This is a genomic window from Paenibacillus endoradicis (genome assembly GCF_024721975.1).
In genome coordinates this window covers 744,448-763,568 of sequence record NZ_JANQBB010000001.1, presented here as the reverse complement: position 1 = coordinate 763,568, position 19,121 = coordinate 744,448, and the positions used below count along the sequence as shown (strand labels likewise).

The following is a 19,121-nucleotide window of genomic DNA, read 5'->3' as shown; positions in this document are numbered from 1 at the left end:
GTAGAACCACCTCCTAAAAACTTTTCCTACTGCTACTTATAGATAATCGTTTCGCCACTACTTAATAATCCGATAAATTGCTCTGTGAATGGTTGTCCACTATTCATGCAGTAATAGGCAATCCCGCGAGATTCGCATAATTGCTTTAATGTGAGTTGAAATTGTGCTACACCTTGCTCATATTTAGTTAAAATCGCTGGAGTTATTGCGACTTCGGTATTTCGGTTCGTTTCAATATCTATGAGCTTTAATTCACCTTCTAATTGAGGGTTCCATTCTTCCGCATGCAGAATATGTACAAAAACAACCTCTTGACCTCTTGCTTGTAATTGACTAAGCAAATTTTCTAACCCTTCATCATACAATCCATCACTGAAAAGCCACGTAACGCCTGCTCGTCTCGGTAATGATGCTCCGGATTGAAAAGCACGCATCATATCGCTCCAATCCGCTTGCATATCTATGTCAGAGCGAGATGGATTCATGTCTTCGTTTAACCCTTCACGTTTACGCCCGATTATATTGCCTATAGAATGACCATCTTCACTACGATAATGATGAATGAGCTGTCCGAGATGTTTGATTAAAGTGAACTTGGCGTGCTTACCATATAACGAAGGAACAGAATCAACCACTTCCAGTTCATTGAATAAATTTATTTGGACACGATCCTCACAAATTAAAGATAGGTATCCTATACTAGCAGCAAATCTAAGCGCGAAAAGCCATTTATTAGTGTCACCACGACCAAAACTACTCATTGATTTCGAGCTATCTACATAAAGATTGAATGATCTTTCTTGTTCATCCCAATATTGACGAATATATGCTTTTGACGTTCTTCCATACAAGTTCCAATCAATTCTACGTACATCATCGCCACTAACATAAGGTCGATAATCTGCAAACTCAAGAGAACTTCCAAGCTGACTCGATCTTCGCTTCCCCGCTAACATTCCTTTGACACGAGAATTTGAACGAATCATCATCTGATCAAGCTTAGATAACCAGCTCTGATCGGGAAACAATAATTGAAGCAACTGCATAGCATCTTGTTGTTGACTATTATTTGACTGTAAGCTATTAGACATGATAGCCACCCTCTCTTACCACAATAGAATGTATTAATTTCCAAGGACAACGCTGGACATATTCTATTTGGCGATAATACCTACCTTAAAAACGCAGTTGCTCATCACTGTATTGCTTCTATAGAGGTTTTCTCACTTCATCCGATCCTTTTCCAAAGAGGTGATAACACTCGCAACAATATGATCTCCCAGCATTCCTTGTGCCTGTGCCTCATAACTAAGTCCAATACGATGACGTAGAACTGGAGCAGCAACAGTTACAAGATCATTCCATGAAACATGCGCTCTACCTTGCGATAGTGCCCTTACTCTACTAATGGATACTAGTGATTGCAATGCACGTGGTCCCGCTCCATATCTTACGAATTGCTTCACTTCTTGCGGAGCATCTTCTTCATGTCGATGTGTACGCATTGTTATACTAACAGCCGCATCTAGCATTTCTTCTGATATAACAACCTGCTTAGCAAGTGCTTGCAATGCTTGAAGTTGTTCGCCGGACATTACAACTTGTGCTTCTGGTGTTTTCGCCCCTGTTGTTCTACGTACGATTTCCTTCAATTCATCACGATTCGGATATTCAATTCCTATTTTTAATAGAAAACGATCTAATTGTGCTTCAGGAAGTGGGTATGTACCTTCCTGCTCAATTGGATTTTGAGTAGCTAGTACAAAAAATGGCTTAGGTAAAGAGTAACTCTCTCCACCTGCTGTAACTGTACCTTCTTGCATCGCTTCAAGTAGCGCACTTTGTGTTTTCGGTGTTGCACGGTTGATCTCATCCGCAAGCACTAAATTCCCGAATATCGGACCTTTTCCAAATCGTTGTGACGTAATGCCTTGCGATCCAAAATCTATTAATGTTGTTCCTGTAATGTCAGCTGGCATTAGATCTGGAGTAAATTGTATACGAGAAAATTGTAACGATAGCACATCGGAAAGTGTCCGAACTAGCATTGTTTTGCCTAGTCCTGGAATACCTTCTAGTAGCGCATGTCCACCAGCAATAACACACCAGATTAACTGCTCAACAACTTGCTTCTGACCTACAATAACTTTTCCGATCTCATCTTGAAGCTGCGTAATTTGATTCATGGCTTCATCTATTTGCTGTTTCGCTTCCATATGAATCCCTCCTAAAACTTTTCATTGGTTACTCGATACACTACTTTGTAAATGAAAAGTAGCTTCGAAAGCATTATCTTAACTTTTCATAGACCACTCGATACACTACTTTGTACATGAAAAGTAGCTTCTTAACTAATTAGGTTGTATTGCGTCAAAGTATTGTTTTACTTTGCTTTGTACATGATCAGGTAATGTCGTACGCGTTAGGGAATCTTTCGCTTCTGTCTCATATTCACGGAACACTTCAGCATAATCACCTTGTGATCCTTCGATTGTAGGAGAAGAACCACCAGACATGATATCTCCACCTGTAGTAGGACCACCATCAACACTAGTCTCACTTGATCCTGCAAATTTGCGAGGAGTTGTTATCGTCGAATGATTACCAGAACCTGTTCCAGCTCCTCCTCCAGTACCACTTCCTTGACCTTGACCTTGGCCTTGACCCTGTCCTTGTCCTTGTCCTTGGCCTTGACCCTGTCCCTGTCCTTGACCCTGGCCTTGTCCCTCTCCTTGGTTATTACTAGAAGGAGGTTGACCTTGAGAGCCTGCATTAGCGTTATTCGCGTTATTTTGTGCGATTGCATTAGATAATTGATCACTTAATGCTTGATTAGACGAGCCAATATTTTCACTTAAAGCACCCATACCTTGTTGCATTTGCTGGCTAAGTTGTGATGCTAATGTAGCAATTTGCTCAGCGGATAGTTGTTGAGACAATTGTTCACTTAGTTCATTCATCGCCTGCTCACTTATTTCGCCATTTTGCGCTTGTTCCGCTAGTTGTTGCATCTGCTTTGCAAGTTCATTATTCTGCTCTGACAACTGTGCCATCGCTTCTGCTAATGCTTTCGCAGTTTCACTGTCCAAGCTTTGCATCGTTTGCTTCAAAGCTTGCTCACGCTGACCTTGAGGTTTATTTAGACTTTCTTTGAATGCTTTTTGAAACTCTTCTAATTGTGGATTATTTGCTAAAGCTTGTTGAAGTTGATCGAGTTGTTGTTTCTTTTCTAAAGACTCTTGTTTTAGTTGCTCTAACGCTTTCAATGATTCTGCTAATTCGTTAGCATTCTCTAAAGTTAAGCCTTCCTTCATATCAAGCTGACTCAGAAGTTCATCTAGCGAAGCTAGTAATTGTTCCTTCGTCGGTTCATCAATCTCAGATTTTTCTACTGTTTCTTTCATATCAGTAATCTGATCTTCAACTTGCTCAATCACTTTTTTATTTTCAACAATTTGCTTCGCTTTATCATTCTGTACATTAGGAAGTAGAGTCAATAATAAAAGAACAACGATAGTTAATGACATTAATGAAATCCATTTTCGAATATTCCAACCATACGACATTGGTAATCTTAGCTTTAAATCTTGCTCATATTTCGTAGTTGCACTCGTTGCTTGCTCTAAAATCATCGACTGAAATAGATTCGGTTGCCCTGCGTCTTCCAGTTCCAACGCTGTTATGACAGCATCCTGACCTAGTTCTATATCTACTAGTCTAGCAACATTTTTCACATCACTTCGATTGCGCCATTTCAGCGCTAGTATGACAATAATACTAACTATCCATAATCCAATAGCAATCCATTCATTATATATAATTGGTACGAATCGACTTACGATGAGCAGCAAGATTGGGATGATACTACCTAATACAATCGCCTTCACAAGTGAGGCAACTAGAAATATTTTATTCCATCTCGCTTGAATCCGTTTCAATAAGGTAATGAGCGTTGTCATTTATTCACTCCCCTCTATACGTAATAACAGAAATGGAGTCCCTGATTCAGACTCCATTTCTGCATATAAAATTTGATTTTCTTCATATTCGACGTTGACTACGCTACGTAAGCATACTCATCGTTATCAAATTCCGCTTTTTGAACGACCTCTACGAGATATCGGTCTCAGCTTCCTAATCGCCTGCCATAAACAAATAACAAGGACAACAGTATAAATCAACATATACTCTAACCACATCGGTACATAATCGAAAAATCCTTTTTGCGTTGAACTTGCTCTGTTCAACATTTCCTTAAACATTTCCGGTTCAAATATACTTAGTAACGCACATGCAGGATTGAATGCAAGTATATGAATAACCCATTCAACAAATGCAGGAGTCGGTGTGCCACTATAAATATAATCTTGAAGTGCCGTGAAGCAGATCAAGAATATAACACCTGTACCTGCGAACATGAACAATACAACCCCATACGTCACGATAACTGCTAACATAGTACGTTTGAACAATGTTGAAAATAGAATTCCAAACCCGCCAAATATAAGCATATTGAAGAGGAAGAAACCGAAGACAGCTAGTAGTTGTGAAGGCGATACTCCACCGTACAAAAATACGATGCCATAGATCGGCAATGTGCTAAACACGATTAGGAACATAAAACTTAAACTAGAAATTAATTTACTAATAATAATCGACGAGGAACTTTGCTGTGTTGTGAGTAGCAGATTAAGTGTCTGTTTCTCTCGTTCTCCACTTATTACGCCAGCTGTTAATCCTGGAGCCATAAATGCAATTAATCCTAGTTGAGCAAAACTCATTACGATAAATAAAATATCATTAAAATCATTCGTATATATACCCGCTCCATTTGACTCAATTCCGACAATAAAGAAGGTAGCTGTTGCAAACAATCCGATTGCAAACAGATAGCTTAATATCGTCCACATTGATTTGGCGGATCGCATTCTTAATCGATATTCTTTATCAAGAACCGGATTAATAAATAACTGCTTCATATTTGCTAATATGCTACTCATTGTTCAGATGCTCCTCCTCTCGTAATAGCTAAGAATATGTCTTCCAAATCTGTTTGAGCTTCTTGGTATGAGACAACTGGATATCCCGCTTCAATAATTGTCCGTAATAGCAAAGCTTGTTCCTCATCATTTCCGGCAAATTGAACTTGAACAGACACTCCATCTACAAACATACCTTGTACAAGCGAATGATCACTCAAAAATGCTTTTAGTTGATCTTGACCATTAGCTAACTTGATCGTAATTAGTCGTTTCGCCATTAATTGCTGCTGGATGTTGCTAATATTACCAACTGCTATCATTTCCCCATGCTCGATTACGCCAATTTCATCTACCATCTCCGCGAGTTCAGGCAGTATGTGAGAGGATATAATAATCGTCTTACCCATACTTTTCAGTTCTTTCAATATTTCACGCATTTCGATACGAGCGCGTGGGTCTAAGCCAGAAGCTGGCTCATCAAGAATAAGCAATTCAGGATCATGAACTAAGCTTCTTGCTAAACAAAGTCTTTGCTTCATGCCACGAGACAATGAATCAACATACGCTTCACGCTTATCTGATAAATTAACAAGTTCCAGTAACTGAGGAATAAGCACATCACGTTCTGGTTTAGTTAACCCATAACTTGCTCCATAGAAATGTAAGTATTCATCTGTTTTCAATTGATCGTATACGCCGAAGAAGTCAGGCATATAGCCTATTTTTCTCCGAACAAGATGCGGATGCTCTGTAACATCAATGCCATCTACTTTTGCATAACCTGAAGACGGAATCATTAGCGTAGCTAGAATCGACATCGTCGTTGATTTACCAGCTCCATTGGGACCAACAAATCCGAATACGGTACCTTTCTTAATAGACAAATCAATTCCTTTCAACGCTTGGAAGTTGCCGAATGATTTGCTAAGACCTTTAATCTCAATCATCAATTGTGGTTGTTCTTGTTCTACGTTCATTATTGTGATTCCCCTTCCACAAGCAGTGTTGGAATAACACCTTCTCCACCGTTTATAGATTCAATTCTAAGTACTAAAGCGTTTTTGTCATTCAAGTAATCTGCTATATTAATCGATGGTTCACCAGAATATTTATCCCAAGCTTGTGTCGTCTCGTTATAGAATGACATGTTAAAATTATTAAAGTAATACGGATCAATTATAGGTTGTAATGAAGCCGTCGCATTTGCTGTATTTGTTCCATTCAGTTGATACGTTAACAGAATAGCACCGTTAAATAGATAGAAAGAGTTTTCACCTTGCATTTCAAGCGATGCACTCTCTTCACTCGTTACGATAGGCTCTACGAGATAAGAATCAGGCATTTGTTCTAGAATAAGATCTACAAGATTAACGTTCCACATCGTTAACTGATCTGTTTTCACTTTTTTATTGTTAACTTGATATAATGACTGATCACTATAGCTAAAGCCCACTAATTTAAGTGAGTCACCGATTGATGCTCCATTGTCAATTAATGCAGATTCTCTAGCATATTCTTTCCAATAGTTCGAAGATTGAGCGAAAATTTGACTACCATAAGAATATCTATATGGATTACCAGTTGTAAATTGCAGAGGTGAAGTCAATGGGAGTTCTGTACTTTCTCCATTATCAAGTTGACCAATAACTTCTACATTCCCACCATTAATGAACGATAGATGTGAAAGATCGACCCCGGTATTGTTCTGAATAATCAGTATAAATTGATCATTACGATTTTCGATAGAAACGTCGATTTGGTTAAATTCATCTTTCTCAAAAACAGTAGGAGATTTCAAGAAACTACGCGTTGTCCAATATTTATTTTCATTCCATTGCAATTCTTTATGATCTCCATCATATCGTATCACATGCTCTTTATTACTTTTTAACGGGTTATTATTACCGTAGCTATTGGTAGGAGATAACTTAACATATTGATTACTAGGAACATCTATCGAGATATCTTTGTTACTTGCAAGGAACACGGATCCGATTCCTCTAACAATCGTTGTATCTCCTGATTGTTCGATAATATCAACACTATGAACATAGTTTTCTGTTTTGTTCATCGCTCCAAGGTATATAACTATAAAAGTCGTAAGCACGGCACTTGCTGGAATTATCCACCACGCCCATTCACGCTTGTCTACACGTTTTAATATTAAATATAGAATTGGTGCAATTAAAAATACATAGATTGCAAAGACTAACATTAATATCATAACAGGAGGTGCTTCAAGTCTAGGGAAAAAGTTGACAGCTTCCTGTAATATCCTACTCGGATCATCATAGTAATAATTGCCCGATACCGCTGTCGGAATGAGACTTTCAGAAAGTAGCGTTTGAATGAAAGTAGTTCTACCTTCCCATACCGAAAATGGTTTTAAGCCCAGATCAAATGCTGTATAGAATACAGTACCTTTACCTACCGTATTTCTAGCCACAATCGGGTTATTATTACTCGTTACAAACGACTCACCACGAGTTAATGTTCCTTGTGTGATTTGAATTGGGCCAAGTGGGTTTTCTGATAGAGCAAATTGATCAATTGCCGATGTATCTGCCAACGTAGTTGTATTTTGACCACTAACAGGTACAATATCTTCAATAGCTTTCATTGTTTGCCCGTAGTTGGCACCACCACCAACTAATAACGTTCCGCCTTTAGCCACCCAATCTTTAAGTGCATCTACTTTCTGCTCTGACCATGTGCTAGTTATAACATCATTAAGTACTAGTACTTTAAACATTTCTAATGAATCCGATGTTTCAGCAACAAAATCTTCTTTTAAGATGACTGTCGAAAGATCATAACCTTGTCCTTTTAGCAGCAATAGAAAATTCAATGTATCAGGATCAGAAGAAATAATACCTATCATTGTGGACGACCCAACGCTTTTACCAACAAGATTAATATCTCCTGTTACATCTAATAGTTTTCCTTTTTCCATATTACCTTCGAAAAACTGGAATGAATTTAACTTAGCACCAAAATTACCATCGACATTCATAGTCAATTGAATCTCACTACCAGATACAATTTCAACGGGAACAACATGTGAAACTGTATTGCCATGATCCGTACTAATATTAAATACTAGATCTCCTTTAATATCTCGATCAAAGCTATTTTTCAATGTAACAAATACTGGTGTGGGAGTTCCCACTTGATACTGTCCATCGTACCCAACCTTAGCTCCTATATGTATACTTTGTGGTACTTTGTTTTCTACTGTTGAACCGAATACTAATGAAGAGCTTGTTATCGACAACAACAATAGAGGAATAAGCATAAGGAGTGCATAAAGCAATGTTTTCTGTTTTTTTACGTTAATCACAATTTTTCCCCTTCCATTAATTAACCATATTAATTATTATCCGTTTGAGCCTATCTACCTTCTTTATCCATCTTTCTTCACACATTATTAACGTCCCTATTAATAGAATAGTTGCAAATCAAATAAGAACTGTAAACCCCTTTCATAGCGTTCATATCTAATAGACGAACAAACTTGGGTAAACCACTGCAAAATAATAATGTGACAAAGTGATTTTCTTCTATTACATTATTGTAAGGAGGGATTACAAATGAGCAAATTACAATCTAGAAACGTTCAATCTGTTATTTTTCTATTCGTCACCTTATCTTTCTGGATATCAATGTACATATACGTACCTATTTTAACACCATATTTATCCAATTTGAATTATTCTTTTCAATTTATTGGAATAGTCTTAGCTACATATGGATTAATTCAACTATTATTTCGTTTTCCACTCGGAATATTGTCCGACCATCTGCAGAAAAGAAAGCTTTTTATTGTCGTTGGTATGTTGTGCAGTGTATGTAGTTGTCTACTATTTCTTGTACCTAATCTAGCAGTTTTCCCATTACTCGGTCGAGCTGTCGCTGGTATTTGTGCTTCAACATGGGTTGCGTTCACAATAATGTATGCTAGCAATTTTGAACAGCATGAAATGCCAAAAGCAATGGGGCAAATTAGCCTATATACTGTGCTAGGTCAATTTATTGGGATGATGGCATCAGGTTGGATCTCTGATATGTATCAGTATCGTATGACCTTTATTATCGGCGCAGTGATAGGTACGATCGGGTTGGCACTCTCGTTTCTATTATACGAGAAACCTCCAACGAGTGAACAAAAAGGAATGTCGATCAAACAAATAGGATCAGTTATCCGTTCACATCGCGTCTTGTTTGCCTCTCTCCTGTCTATTCTTGCGCATGGCGTGCTGTTCATTACGATGTTTGGATTCACACCACTTAAAGCGATTGAACTTGGTGCAACAGGTACACAGTTGACTATATTAATCGCTTGTTTTATGATACCACATGCTATTGCTGCTAGATTTGCTTATCCCATTATGCAAAAGTTTCATCATCGTGGTACATTTGCGATCAGCTTCTTCATTAGTGGACTTTGTACGTTAGCATTAATGTTTGTCGATTCACTTCCAGCTATGTACTTTACACAACTATTGAATGGATTCGCTCAAGGTCTTCATCTACCATTATTACTCTCTTTCGCTATTTATAAAGTGGAAAGTAATGTTAGAGCAACAGCAATGGGATTATACCAAGCACTTTATTCAGTAGGTATGTTCTCTGGCCCGCTTATTGCTGGCATTCTTAATGATAACTTTGGAATTAATAGTGGATTTTTATTCGGGAGTATACTTGCCTTTAGTGCATTGATAGTAATACCGTGGTCGCTCTACGTAGATTTCAAAAAACAAAGAGGTCGTTCAAAAAGCGCACTTTGATAACGATGATTAGACTCACGTAGATTAATCGACTTCAATATGAAGAGGTAGCTCAAGAAGGAGAGAAAAAATGAAAAATATCTTAGTTTTAGATGTTGGGGGAGTATTAGCTACTAATCTTACGCCGCGACTCTGGCAAGACTTAGCTAATTTAGCGAATATATCTGTCGATACTATGTACGCTTCCTATAAAAATGAAATTAGTAAGAAGCTTTGGACTGGGGAGTGTACTGAGGGGGAGTTTTGGCAATGGTTAGAATCGTATGGTGTTCAGCTTACTAGGGACAGTCAGCGTCAACTAATAACACAAGCTCTACAGCCATTACCAGCCCTTGATTACTTAGAGTATTGGTCTAAACTAGCAGATATCCATATTATGAGTAATCATCTTAGCGATTGGCTTCAGCCTTTGTTAGCACCTTATCAACCATATATTAAATGGACACATGTGTCAGATCAAATCCGTCTAAGCAAACCAAATCCGAAATGGTTTCAGTTGCTTCATGAACAATTTATAGAAGGATCATCCATCTGGTTCGTAGACGATAGCGCAAGTAATATCTTAGCTGCAAAGTCGTTAGGGTGGCATACCCTCTTAGCAGATCAGAGCCAAGAGTGGATAGCTACATTAAGCACGCAACTTCAATCAGCAAGCAATAGCCAAGTATAATAAACAATAGTATGCTAACTTGTTTTCTCCACTTTACTTTATACGCTATCTACCTACCGAACTTAGAAACGACGATACCTCTAAGCTCAACAATACCCTTTGTCATTTACATTAGTGACCTTCTGGTTAACTCCTTTTCTACGTTCTAAGTACCCTATGCCTATTCTAGAAGTCATCTGTTATATCTTCATGTTATAGATTTGTTTGCGAAAAGGACGAGGGAGTGACCTTGGTCACTCCCTCGTCCTACCTATGAAGAGAAACATTGAAATACAGTTCTCCACTTAGTTATTTGGCTACTACTCCCCAAAAGCACGGCTTCGGCTCATGCTGGTCGTTGAACAAAAACGGCCATGTTTTGCGTTCTTTCCCTGGAAAATAATCGAGCCAAGTATAATCGTCCGCGGCTCCCCAGAACGTCACATTCGTAATCACATCTTTATACGACCGGAACAGTTCGAAAATTTGCTCGTACTGCTTGGCCTGCTTCTCGATCATTTCTTCGGTTGGTGTCATTACCTCTCTACGCTTATCATCATTACCGAACATCGGAAGATCAAGCTCCGTAATGTGCAATTGCAAGCCCAATGATGCATATCTTTCAATAGCGATTCGTATATCCTCGATCGACGGCTCGTAAATATTCCAGTGCGCCTGGAGGCCAATTCCATGAATCGGCGTACCGCGATCCAGAAGATCCTTCACGAGCTTGTAAATTTTTTCTCTCTTAGTAGGAACCGTCTCGTGGTAATCGTTATAGAACAACAATGCGTTTGGATCCGCTGCATGCGCGTATTCAAAAGCTTTCTGTATATATTCTTCTCCTGCCAATTCGAGCCAGCGACTTTGACGAAGCAAATTCTCTTCTTTGTCCTGAATCGCCTCGTTCACGACGTCCCAGCAGTAGACATCCCCGCGATACCTCCCAACGACAGTATCAATATGCAACTTCATACGAGCAAGCAATAGCTCCCGATCGGCAGGTTCTCCGTTTTGCCCTTCAAACATCCAATCTGGCGTTTGATTATGCCACACCAATGTATGACCACGAAGACGCATATTATGCTCTTTCGCGAATCGAACGATTTGGTCCGCCTTTTCGAAAGTGAAGACGTTCTCCTCCGGTTGAAGTTCGATCGGCTTCATATCGTTTTCGGCGGTCAAGCTATTATAATGCCTGGCGATTAGCGAACCCGTAGAGTCCAGAATTGCTGGACTTACTGCAGCACCAATCGGAAAATCCTTGGCGAACGCTTCATGCAGCGACGGAATCTCTCCTCTGTTACTTTGACCCGAGACTACTTGTTCATAACCGATATTCCTTTTCATAACTTTCAGCTCCCTCTCTATTCATTCGAATGCCTCGATCAGCCTTTGACGCTACCCATAACAAGACCTTTCATGAAATACTTCTGTAGGAAAGGATAGATGACCAGTACAGGCAACGACGCTAAGAACACCTGTGCTGCCTTGAAAGTACGGTCAGACACCTCGCTCATATCTAACAGTTCATTGCTTGACACCGCATTAAGCTCTGGCGTAATAATAATTGTCTGCAAATAGCTTTGTAGCGGATAATTCGCCTGTGAATTCATATAGATCAAACCATCAAACCAGGCATTCCAATGTCCAACTACTGAGAAGAGCGAGATCGTGGCAATTGCCGGAATCGAAAGCGGTAAGAAGATTGACCATAGAATGCGCCATTGGCCTGCTCCGTCAATTAATGCCGCCTCTTCAATTTCCTTCGGCATATTGCGGAAGAAGTTCATTAATAGAATGACACTAAAGACCGGTACCGCGCCAGGAAGTACGAGCGCCCAGATTGAATCTAACAATCCAACTTCCTTGATCGTGATATAGGTAGGAATCAAGCCGCCGCTGAACAACATAGTAACGATAAAGAACCATGCGTATATATGACGGTAGCTGAATGTCGATCTTTCCTTGGCAAGCGGGTAAGCTGTCAGAATCGCCAGCAGGATGTTGATACTATACCCAAGCGCAACCCGTTTGAGCGAGACAAGAAAGCCGGCTAGAAATTCGGGCTTTGAGAGCGCGTATTGATAAGAAGCCGTTGTAAAATCCACCGGCCAAAAATTAACGTAACCGCCCGACGCCGCTGCTTTCGAACTGAAAGAGATTGCCAATACGTTGATCAGCGGCAGGATGCACAATAAGGCAGCAAGGAATAATACGGTAAAGTTGACAACGAGGAATACTTTGCGTCCGGTCGAAAGTTTATGCATAATGATACCCCCTTAGAAAACCCGATAGCCGGCATATTTGTTCGCAAGCTTGTTCGACCATACGATCAAAACGAAAGCAATGATCGATTTAAACAGACCGACCGCAGTCGCAACACCGTACTGCGCTTCGATGAGACCGATTCGATAGACAAAGGTATCAATAATATCACCAGTGCTGTAGACCATCGGACTATATAAATTGAACACTTGTTCGAAACCAGCATTCAGCACGTCTCCCAAGCTAAGTACAGTCATCAGTGTAATGATTGGCATCATACCGGGCAGTGTAACATGCCACGTCTGTTGCCAACGATTGGCTCCGTCAACGACGGCAGCTTCGTACAATTGTTGATTGATAGCGGTCAATGCCGCCAAGTAAACGATCGTACCATAGCCGAAGTTTTTCCATGTATCTGAAATGACAAGCGTATACGGGAACCAACTCTCGTTTCCAAGGAAGAATATCGGCTTTATACCGAAATAGCCAAGGAATTGATTAACGATGCCGCTCGACGGTGACAGAATATCTACGACGATGCCGCCGAGAATGACCCATGATAGGAAATGCGGAAAATAAATGATCGTCTGCACCGTCCGCTTAAAGAAAGCATTCGCCACTTCATTAAGAAGAAGCGCTATGACAATTGGCACGATCAGACCAGCTATAATTTTTATGATCGCGATAAACACCGTATTCCACAATACGCTCGTGAAATTCGGCATGTTTAACATATACTCGAAGTTATCGAATCCGATCCATTTCGAGTTAAAAATACCTTTCGCAGGCTGAAATTTCTGAAAGGCAATTACGATACCAGCAATCGGTACATAACTGAAAATTATAGTGAGGACGACCCCCGGAATTAACATAAGGTGAAAAGGTATTTCCTGTAGCTTCTTGTTCCAGGACATGACGTCACCTCCTATCCAGAATAAAGATGGGGAAAGCCGCTAAACGCTTCCCCCATCGCATGATCTATAATTATTATCGATGCAGCGATATTACTGCTTGGCAGCCCATTCGTTGACTTCTTTTGTAATTAGCTCTCCACCAAGTTTATTCCAGTCTTCTACAAACTTATCGAATATATCGATTGATTGTCCCATAATAACTTTGGTGAATACTTCTTCCTCCATCTGTTGGAGAGAAGCCATCTTCTCAACCATCGTAGGCGTCGAACCACCATAATAACCATCGAGTAAGTAATTATCTTCTAGTACATACTGATCGATGACGTCGAAACTACTCGGCGTTCCGAAGATGCGCTCTTGTCCCCACTCCGCGCGATTGCCGGAGCGATGATCTACGATTCTGTCGTAGTAAGATTTCTCTTCCGTCGTCAAGCTCGACGAATCATTCGCTTCTAAAGCTTTCAAGACGTTGCGGTGAGCGTTCAGGTTCTTCATCGCCGGCTCTGGTCCAATGAAGTTATAAAGATATACCGGAATGCCGCTTGCACTTATGCCAAAGCCCGTATCGGCTGGCGCATCAGGAGCGAAGCCTTCCATACTGAAATTGAGCATTTTGATAATCGCTTCTGGATTCTTACTCTTCTTGCTAACCGCGTAGTAAAGCTGTACTGGCACTTTACCCATCGGTGTCGCTTTCACTTCATCTGCGGATACGATCGTGAATGCCTTCCACTCCGCATTCGGATCGTTCGTTGCGTTGTCCTGAATAACAGCTCCCGGAGAGGACATTCCGCCATAAAACATACCAAGCTTACCGCTAACGACAGACTCGGTCACTTTGGCGCGATCCTTAACGCCGAATTCCTGATCCAACAGACCTTCCTTATACATATCTTGCAGCAATTGTAAGCCTTCTCTAACTTGTGGTTGAACGCTGCCATATACCAGATTTCCAGAATCATCCTTCACCCACTTTTGAGTATAAGCATGGAAGCCTGCGAAGTAGCCTGCTGCACCAAAATGATTATCCGTCAAAAACGATTTCGTGAAGCCGATACCAATCGTATCTGCTTTGTTGTTGCCATCAGGATCTTGCGTGACAAATGCTCTGGCGATGTCCACCAAATCTTGCATTGTCTTAGGTTCAGGCAGCTTCAACTTCTCTAGCCAATCTGTTCGAATATGGAGAATTTGCAAACCGTCTACCGCAGATGCCGTTTTCGGAATGGCCATCAAACGATCGTTGATTTTCGCTGTATCGAATGCCTTCTGATCCTGCTGCAGTATTTCCTTAGCAAGCGGGCTTGCGTATTGCTCATAAACGTCTGTCAAATCATATAACATGTCGTTGTCAGCCAAATCTGTCAGTTGCTTATTCGTCAGCCACATTACGTCCGGCAAGTCGCCAGAAGCAATCGTTACATTCATTTTCTGTTCGAATTGCTCGATCGGAACCGTCCATGTATATTTCAAATTGATGCCCAAATCGTTCAAGTACGCCTTGGTGTAAATATTATCCTCAATGCTGTCTCCATTCTCATACTTGTAAGTAGATTCTGTATAGCGCCATGCCGTAATGTCTAGCGGCGGATCGTACTTGGCCGCTATATCGACCGACGGTGCAGCGGAAGCACCTGGCTGATTTTCCGGAGCCGGAGTATTGTTGTTTCCGGTATTATTGGAACCGCACGCCGATAAGACAAGCATTCCAACCATGGTAAGTAAAGCCGTTGCCTTTGTTCTTTTTTTCATATTTGTTGCCCCTCCCTTTAATGAGTTAAACATGTTCCCTATTACAAATGATAGCGCTTCACCACAGGGAGCGACAATATTCAATACTTGACATTCTGATCATGAGTTGACCCAATTGCAAGCGCATTCATTTTTTCGAACTCCAATCAAGGTTTTATCGGTTAGCTAGCCAAAGCCGATATTCTTGCGGGGTCATATTTACCGCTTTTCGGAACGAGCGCGTAAAATTTGTTGCTGTACCGTACCCGAGACGATCAGCAACCTCCTGAATTTTCAAATTCGGATCCTCTAACAATCGTTTTGCCCTCGTCAATCGTGCTTCTGCAACGTACTCAGACAAATTCATGCCAGCCACCTGCTTGAAGAGCCTCGACAAATAAGAAGGATTGAAATATACCAAATTCGCCAACCTGACAAGCGTAATTTCATCGGGATTATTCAGATGAGTCTGAATATGCTTCTGAATCAATGAGACGACTCCGCTCGCTTTCCGTTCTTCCTCTTGGTCTTGCAATTGAAACAGCACGTTACCGACTTTGTTCAGATAATCAATCGCTGCCGGCCAAGATTCATGTTCATCCGGCCGCATCAACTTGTGTAGACCGATGGTGGCATTCGCTTCACTTGATAGCTGCCAACGATTCGTATATGAAAACATAATTAGTGCAATGGCGTAGTATACTTCTTGGGCTTGTACTTGGTGCATCGTATTTAGATCACGTAGTGCAGCCGTGGCCTCGCTCAATATTTTGAAAAACTCGTCCTTTTGGCCATGCTCTAACCTTTCGGCAAGCAAGTCGAGCATAGCGGGCCGAACTCTCAGTCGGTTTAGTTTCTGACTTTCCGTATCTTGATCACCTCTAGCCGCCTGTTTGTCTAAAAGTAATCCATGCGAGCGGCCGATCCGATAGTTCATCAGCATATGGACTTGAGCGAACCTTTCCGCCGCGTCCGACCATGCCATCGGACTGTCGTCCAACACCAGTGATAACTCCGCATCCGCCGACTCCTTACATGCTGCTTGTACCAGCTCCAGACTACCTTTAAGGAACTTTAACAGCTTGGACCAGGCATGCTGCCCGTTCTCAGATGATCGCTCTTCAGATGCCTTCAGCGGTTGAAGCAGCCAAACAACTTCATCTTGTTCCAGGACAAAATCTACGATCTCCGCATGAGAGGCCAAATAAGAACAAGCGACGGTTCGAATGCGGATGAGCTGATTGACCTTATCGGAATAGGTAGCGCCATCGTTTGACCGGTTAACTCTGCCGAGCAGAAGCAGCACGCTTTCTTCCGCACGTAACGGAACGTCCAGCACAGTGAACTGTTCGGAGTTGACCTCCCCGGAATTGATGCGCCCTCTCAACACCCCGTATAAAAACTCCTTACGCATTAACTCCTTCGCTTTCTCAGACTGTTCCTTGGCTTGCTCAAGCAATGCCTCGGCGTGCCATTCAGCCTCAATATCCGCTACTGATTGAGAGACGGTCTGAATAACTTTATCATAACCTTCGGTTTTCAGTAGATAGTTGACATACTCGTGCTGAATCGCGGTATAGACATACGAGAACTCATTGTAGCCCGTCAGGAAGATTACGCGGCATCTTGGCCACAATGTCCTAATTTCCTCCAATAATTGCAAGCCGTCCATTTCTGGCATCCGAATATCGGTGAGTACAATGTCAAATCTTGTGTGATCGAATAGTTTGAGTGCATCTACCCCCGAATAAGCTTTATACACGTCTAGCTCCAACTCCGACACTCCCTGCATCACTTCCGCCAATCCGTCTGCAATAATCGCTTCGTCATCTACAACTAGTAGTCGATACAAATAATTCATCCTCCTTCTTGTATTTCGATTGTGATCGTAGCCTGTACTCCACCCCATTCGCTACGGGTCAAAGCTAACCCGCTGTCGTTTCCGAATTTCAGTCGTATCCGGTGGTGAATATTAATTAATGCGGTTTTTTCCTCGTTTTCCAATGTCTTCAAACTTTCATTCATTCTAGCGATCCCTTCGTCGTCAATCCACTCGCCATTATCTTCCACTATAAGACGAAGAATACGTCCTTCTAGTTCGAATCGAACGTCCAATTGGCCATCCTTGGATTTCTTCTCGAGACCATGTTCAAAGGCATTCTCTATGAGTGGCTGCAATATCAGCCTCGGCACCATCACATGCCCTCCGTTTTCCGGTAATTCATCGAATGAGACGGACACTCGATTGACGAAGCGCATCTCTTGTATCTCCGCATAGACTTTCGCGTGCTGCATTTCTTTGGCCAATGGTACCTCGTCCGACTGATTGCGAGTTACGAATTGAAAATATTCCCCCAGCTGATTCGCGAATCGCTCTACCTGATCATAATCTCGGAGACGGGTCATCGTATTCAGAATAAAGAAACTGTTATACAGGAAATGGGGATTAATCTGGGATTGCAGCTGCTTCAGCTCCGCCCTTTGGGTCAGTATTTGCTGCTTGTATACTTGATCGATTAAAGATTTCAAATTATCGAGCATCGCATTAAATCTTGTATAAATATACTGGAATTCATCTCTGCTTTCATGATGGATCTGAACGCTGACATCACCCAGCTCTACTTTTCGGAATGCCCTGACCAGCCGGTTAAGTGGTTTATGAATATATTGATATAAATATAACGAATATATTAGCGTAATAGTCAAAGAGACCGCCGCAAACCAAAGAAACCAGTTTCTAAACTTCTCAAGCGGCTGGAATACAGCGCTTTCCGGCACATACTTGATCAATAAGGCGCCAAAAAAACGTGATGTCGTGTGGACCGTCAAATACCGCTGGCTGTCAATGTTAAGGATCCGAGCAGCTTCATCTTGTCCCGTGCCCCGCCCTTCGATCAATTGTTGTACGATTTTGTCATTCAGTTCGGCATCCGGATTAGTGACCTCAGTAAATTGCGGACTGCTGAAGATCAACCCTTCTTCCGGTATATTGCGCATGCCTTGCAGCGCCTGTTGCAGCTTATCCATTGACAACTCGATGGCAACGATATAGATCGGCTCCCGATTGCTCGTCGGCAGCAGATATGGAAAAGCTACAACCATATACATGTTACCGCGGAAATTAACGACCTGAACCTCGTCCAAACTTTGAAGGTTCATGAGCTCACCATAAATTTCGCTGTCAAAATCGGATACGCTTAACGCGGATATCGTTTTCTGAATAGCGGGAATGTAGGTATAGACTTCCTTGATATACGCGCTACTGTTACGTATGGCGTTGAGACGCTGCTGTAGGCTTAATATTTTTTGCATCTTCTCAATAGAGTTCAAGGATTCCGGAATAGCTGCAAGCGCATTCAAATTGGTGTCACTTAAATAATCGAGTTGCAGAGATTGTATGCGACTGAACTCATTCTCCAATCCAACGAAATATTGCGATACTTGCGAGGTCATCGAATTGGATATTTCGGTCTGCAAAGTACCGATTCCCCAGTTATAGATGACAATTGCCAACGTATACAGCGGCAATAAAATACAAATAAACGACAGAATTAACCGATTGAGAGCGGTCTTCTTCCACGGATTTCTGATCAATTTCACAATGAGTGCCCCCTTGTCAATCTTTGCAAACTATATCCTTTAATAACATAACGGGTACATATGGGGGCGTCAACCATTTTTAAGAGAGGTTGTAATTTACAAAAAAAATCGCCGTTTAGTACAATGGCTGTTCCACCTAGCCATTACTAAACGAACGATTTCATCGTTCTTCATATTAAGTTTCTCCAAG

Annotated in this window: 14 protein-coding genes; 2 read left to right on the top strand and 12 right to left on the bottom strand. The window is 41.3% G+C overall.

The features are described 5' to 3' along the window. Window positions 1-32: 32 nt before the first annotated feature. From NV377_RS03415 to NV377_RS03390, 6 genes are all read right to left on the bottom strand, one after another. Window positions 33-1,091 (bottom strand): DUF58 domain-containing protein, encoded by a 1,059-nt coding sequence (locus NV377_RS03415; RefSeq protein ID WP_258199757.1) that lies wholly within the window; start codon window positions 1,089-1,091, stop codon window positions 33-35. Between the two features lie 132 nt (window positions 1,092-1,223). Continuing rightward, window positions 1,224-2,216: an AAA family ATPase gene (locus NV377_RS03410; RefSeq protein ID WP_258199756.1), complete on the bottom strand. Its 993-nt coding sequence runs from the start codon at window positions 2,214-2,216 to the stop codon at window positions 1,224-1,226. A gap of 135 nt (window positions 2,217-2,351) precedes the next feature. Continuing rightward, the gene (locus tag NV377_RS03405; RefSeq protein WP_258199755.1) at window positions 2,352-3,959 is read right to left on the bottom strand and encodes a DUF8809 domain-containing protein; all 1,608 of its coding nucleotides are present in this window, start codon (window positions 3,957-3,959) and stop codon (window positions 2,352-2,354) included. Between the two features lie 126 nt (window positions 3,960-4,085). Then, window positions 4,086-5,000, bottom strand: a complete 915-nt coding sequence (locus NV377_RS03400; protein WP_258199754.1) for an ABC transporter permease — start codon at window positions 4,998-5,000, stop codon at window positions 4,086-4,088. Beyond that, window positions 4,997-5,929, bottom strand: coding sequence for an ABC transporter ATP-binding protein (locus tag NV377_RS03395; RefSeq protein ID WP_258200354.1), 933 nt, complete (start codon window positions 5,927-5,929; stop codon window positions 4,997-4,999). Before NV377_RS03395 ends, NV377_RS03400 begins: the two co-directional genes overlap by 4 nt. Before the next feature lie 29 nt (window positions 5,930-5,958). Continuing rightward, window positions 5,959-8,322, bottom strand: coding sequence for a DUF8725 domain-containing protein (locus NV377_RS03390; protein WP_258199753.1), 2,364 nt, complete (start codon window positions 8,320-8,322; stop codon window positions 5,959-5,961). 250 nt (window positions 8,323-8,572) lie between these two features. Between NV377_RS03390 and NV377_RS03385 the strand changes: the two genes are divergently transcribed. Both NV377_RS03385 and NV377_RS03380 read left to right on the top strand, forming a co-directional pair. Beyond that, window positions 8,573-9,769: an MFS transporter gene (locus NV377_RS03385; protein ID WP_258199752.1), complete on the top strand. Its 1,197-nt coding sequence runs from the start codon at window positions 8,573-8,575 to the stop codon at window positions 9,767-9,769. A 70-nt stretch (window positions 9,770-9,839) separates the two neighbouring features. After that, the gene (locus NV377_RS03380) at window positions 9,840-10,439 is read left to right on the top strand and encodes an HAD-IA family hydrolase (RefSeq protein WP_258199751.1); all 600 of its coding nucleotides are present in this window, start codon (window positions 9,840-9,842) and stop codon (window positions 10,437-10,439) included. 288 nt (window positions 10,440-10,727) lie between these two features. Here the strand turns inward: NV377_RS03380 and NV377_RS03375 are convergent, their stop codons facing one another. The 6 genes from NV377_RS03375 to NV377_RS03350 form a co-directional block, all read right to left on the bottom strand. Next, window positions 10,728-11,768: an endo-1,4-beta-xylanase gene (locus tag NV377_RS03375; protein WP_258199750.1), complete on the bottom strand. Its 1,041-nt coding sequence runs from the start codon at window positions 11,766-11,768 to the stop codon at window positions 10,728-10,730. 38 nt (window positions 11,769-11,806) lie between these two features. Further along, the gene (locus NV377_RS03370; RefSeq protein WP_258199749.1) at window positions 11,807-12,688 is read right to left on the bottom strand and encodes a carbohydrate ABC transporter permease; all 882 of its coding nucleotides are present in this window, start codon (window positions 12,686-12,688) and stop codon (window positions 11,807-11,809) included. A 12-nt stretch (window positions 12,689-12,700) separates the two neighbouring features. Continuing rightward, window positions 12,701-13,600, bottom strand: a complete 900-nt coding sequence (locus NV377_RS03365; RefSeq protein ID WP_258199748.1) for an ABC transporter permease — start codon at window positions 13,598-13,600, stop codon at window positions 12,701-12,703. Window positions 13,601-13,690: 90 nt separating this feature from the next. Beyond that, the gene (locus NV377_RS03360; protein WP_373425789.1) at window positions 13,691-15,073 is read right to left on the bottom strand and encodes an extracellular solute-binding protein; all 1,383 of its coding nucleotides are present in this window, start codon (window positions 15,071-15,073) and stop codon (window positions 13,691-13,693) included. Window positions 15,074-15,506: 433 nt separating this feature from the next. Next, window positions 15,507-17,192: a response regulator transcription factor gene (locus tag NV377_RS03355; RefSeq protein WP_258199747.1), complete on the bottom strand. Its 1,686-nt coding sequence runs from the start codon at window positions 17,190-17,192 to the stop codon at window positions 15,507-15,509. Beyond that, window positions 17,189-18,931, bottom strand: a complete 1,743-nt coding sequence (locus NV377_RS03350) for a sensor histidine kinase (RefSeq protein ID WP_258199746.1) — start codon at window positions 18,929-18,931, stop codon at window positions 17,189-17,191. The genes NV377_RS03355 and NV377_RS03350 overlap by 4 nt, the downstream gene beginning before the upstream one ends. Window positions 18,932-19,121: the final 190 nt, after the last annotated feature.

Coding starts and splice junctions, on each gene's coding strand:
- NV377_RS03370 (WP_258199749.1), bottom strand. CDS start 12,688: ATGCATAAACTTTCGACCGGACGCAAAGTATTCCTCGTTGTCAACTTT.
- NV377_RS03365 (WP_258199748.1), bottom strand. CDS start 13,600: ATGTCCTGGAACAAGAAGCTACAGGAAATACCTTTTCACCTTATGTTA.
- NV377_RS03415 (WP_258199757.1), bottom strand. CDS start 1,091: ATGTCTAATAGCTTACAGTCAAATAATAGTCAACAACAAGATGCTATG.
- NV377_RS03395 (WP_258200354.1), bottom strand. CDS start 5,929: ATGATTGAGATTAAAGGTCTTAGCAAATCATTCGGCAACTTCCAAGCG.
- NV377_RS03405 (WP_258199755.1), bottom strand. CDS start 3,959: ATGACAACGCTCATTACCTTATTGAAACGGATTCAAGCGAGATGGAAT.
- NV377_RS03355 (WP_258199747.1), bottom strand. CDS start 17,192: ATGAATTATTTGTATCGACTACTAGTTGTAGATGACGAAGCGATTATT.
- NV377_RS03385 (WP_258199752.1), top strand. CDS start 8,573: ATGAGCAAATTACAATCTAGAAACGTTCAATCTGTTATTTTTCTATTC.
- NV377_RS03400 (WP_258199754.1), bottom strand. CDS start 5,000: ATGAGTAGCATATTAGCAAATATGAAGCAGTTATTTATTAATCCGGTT.
- NV377_RS03410 (WP_258199756.1), bottom strand. CDS start 2,216: ATGGAAGCGAAACAGCAAATAGATGAAGCCATGAATCAAATTACGCAG.
- NV377_RS03380 (WP_258199751.1), top strand. CDS start 9,840: ATGAAAAATATCTTAGTTTTAGATGTTGGGGGAGTATTAGCTACTAAT.
- NV377_RS03375 (WP_258199750.1), bottom strand. CDS start 11,768: ATGAAAAGGAATATCGGTTATGAACAAGTAGTCTCGGGTCAAAGTAAC.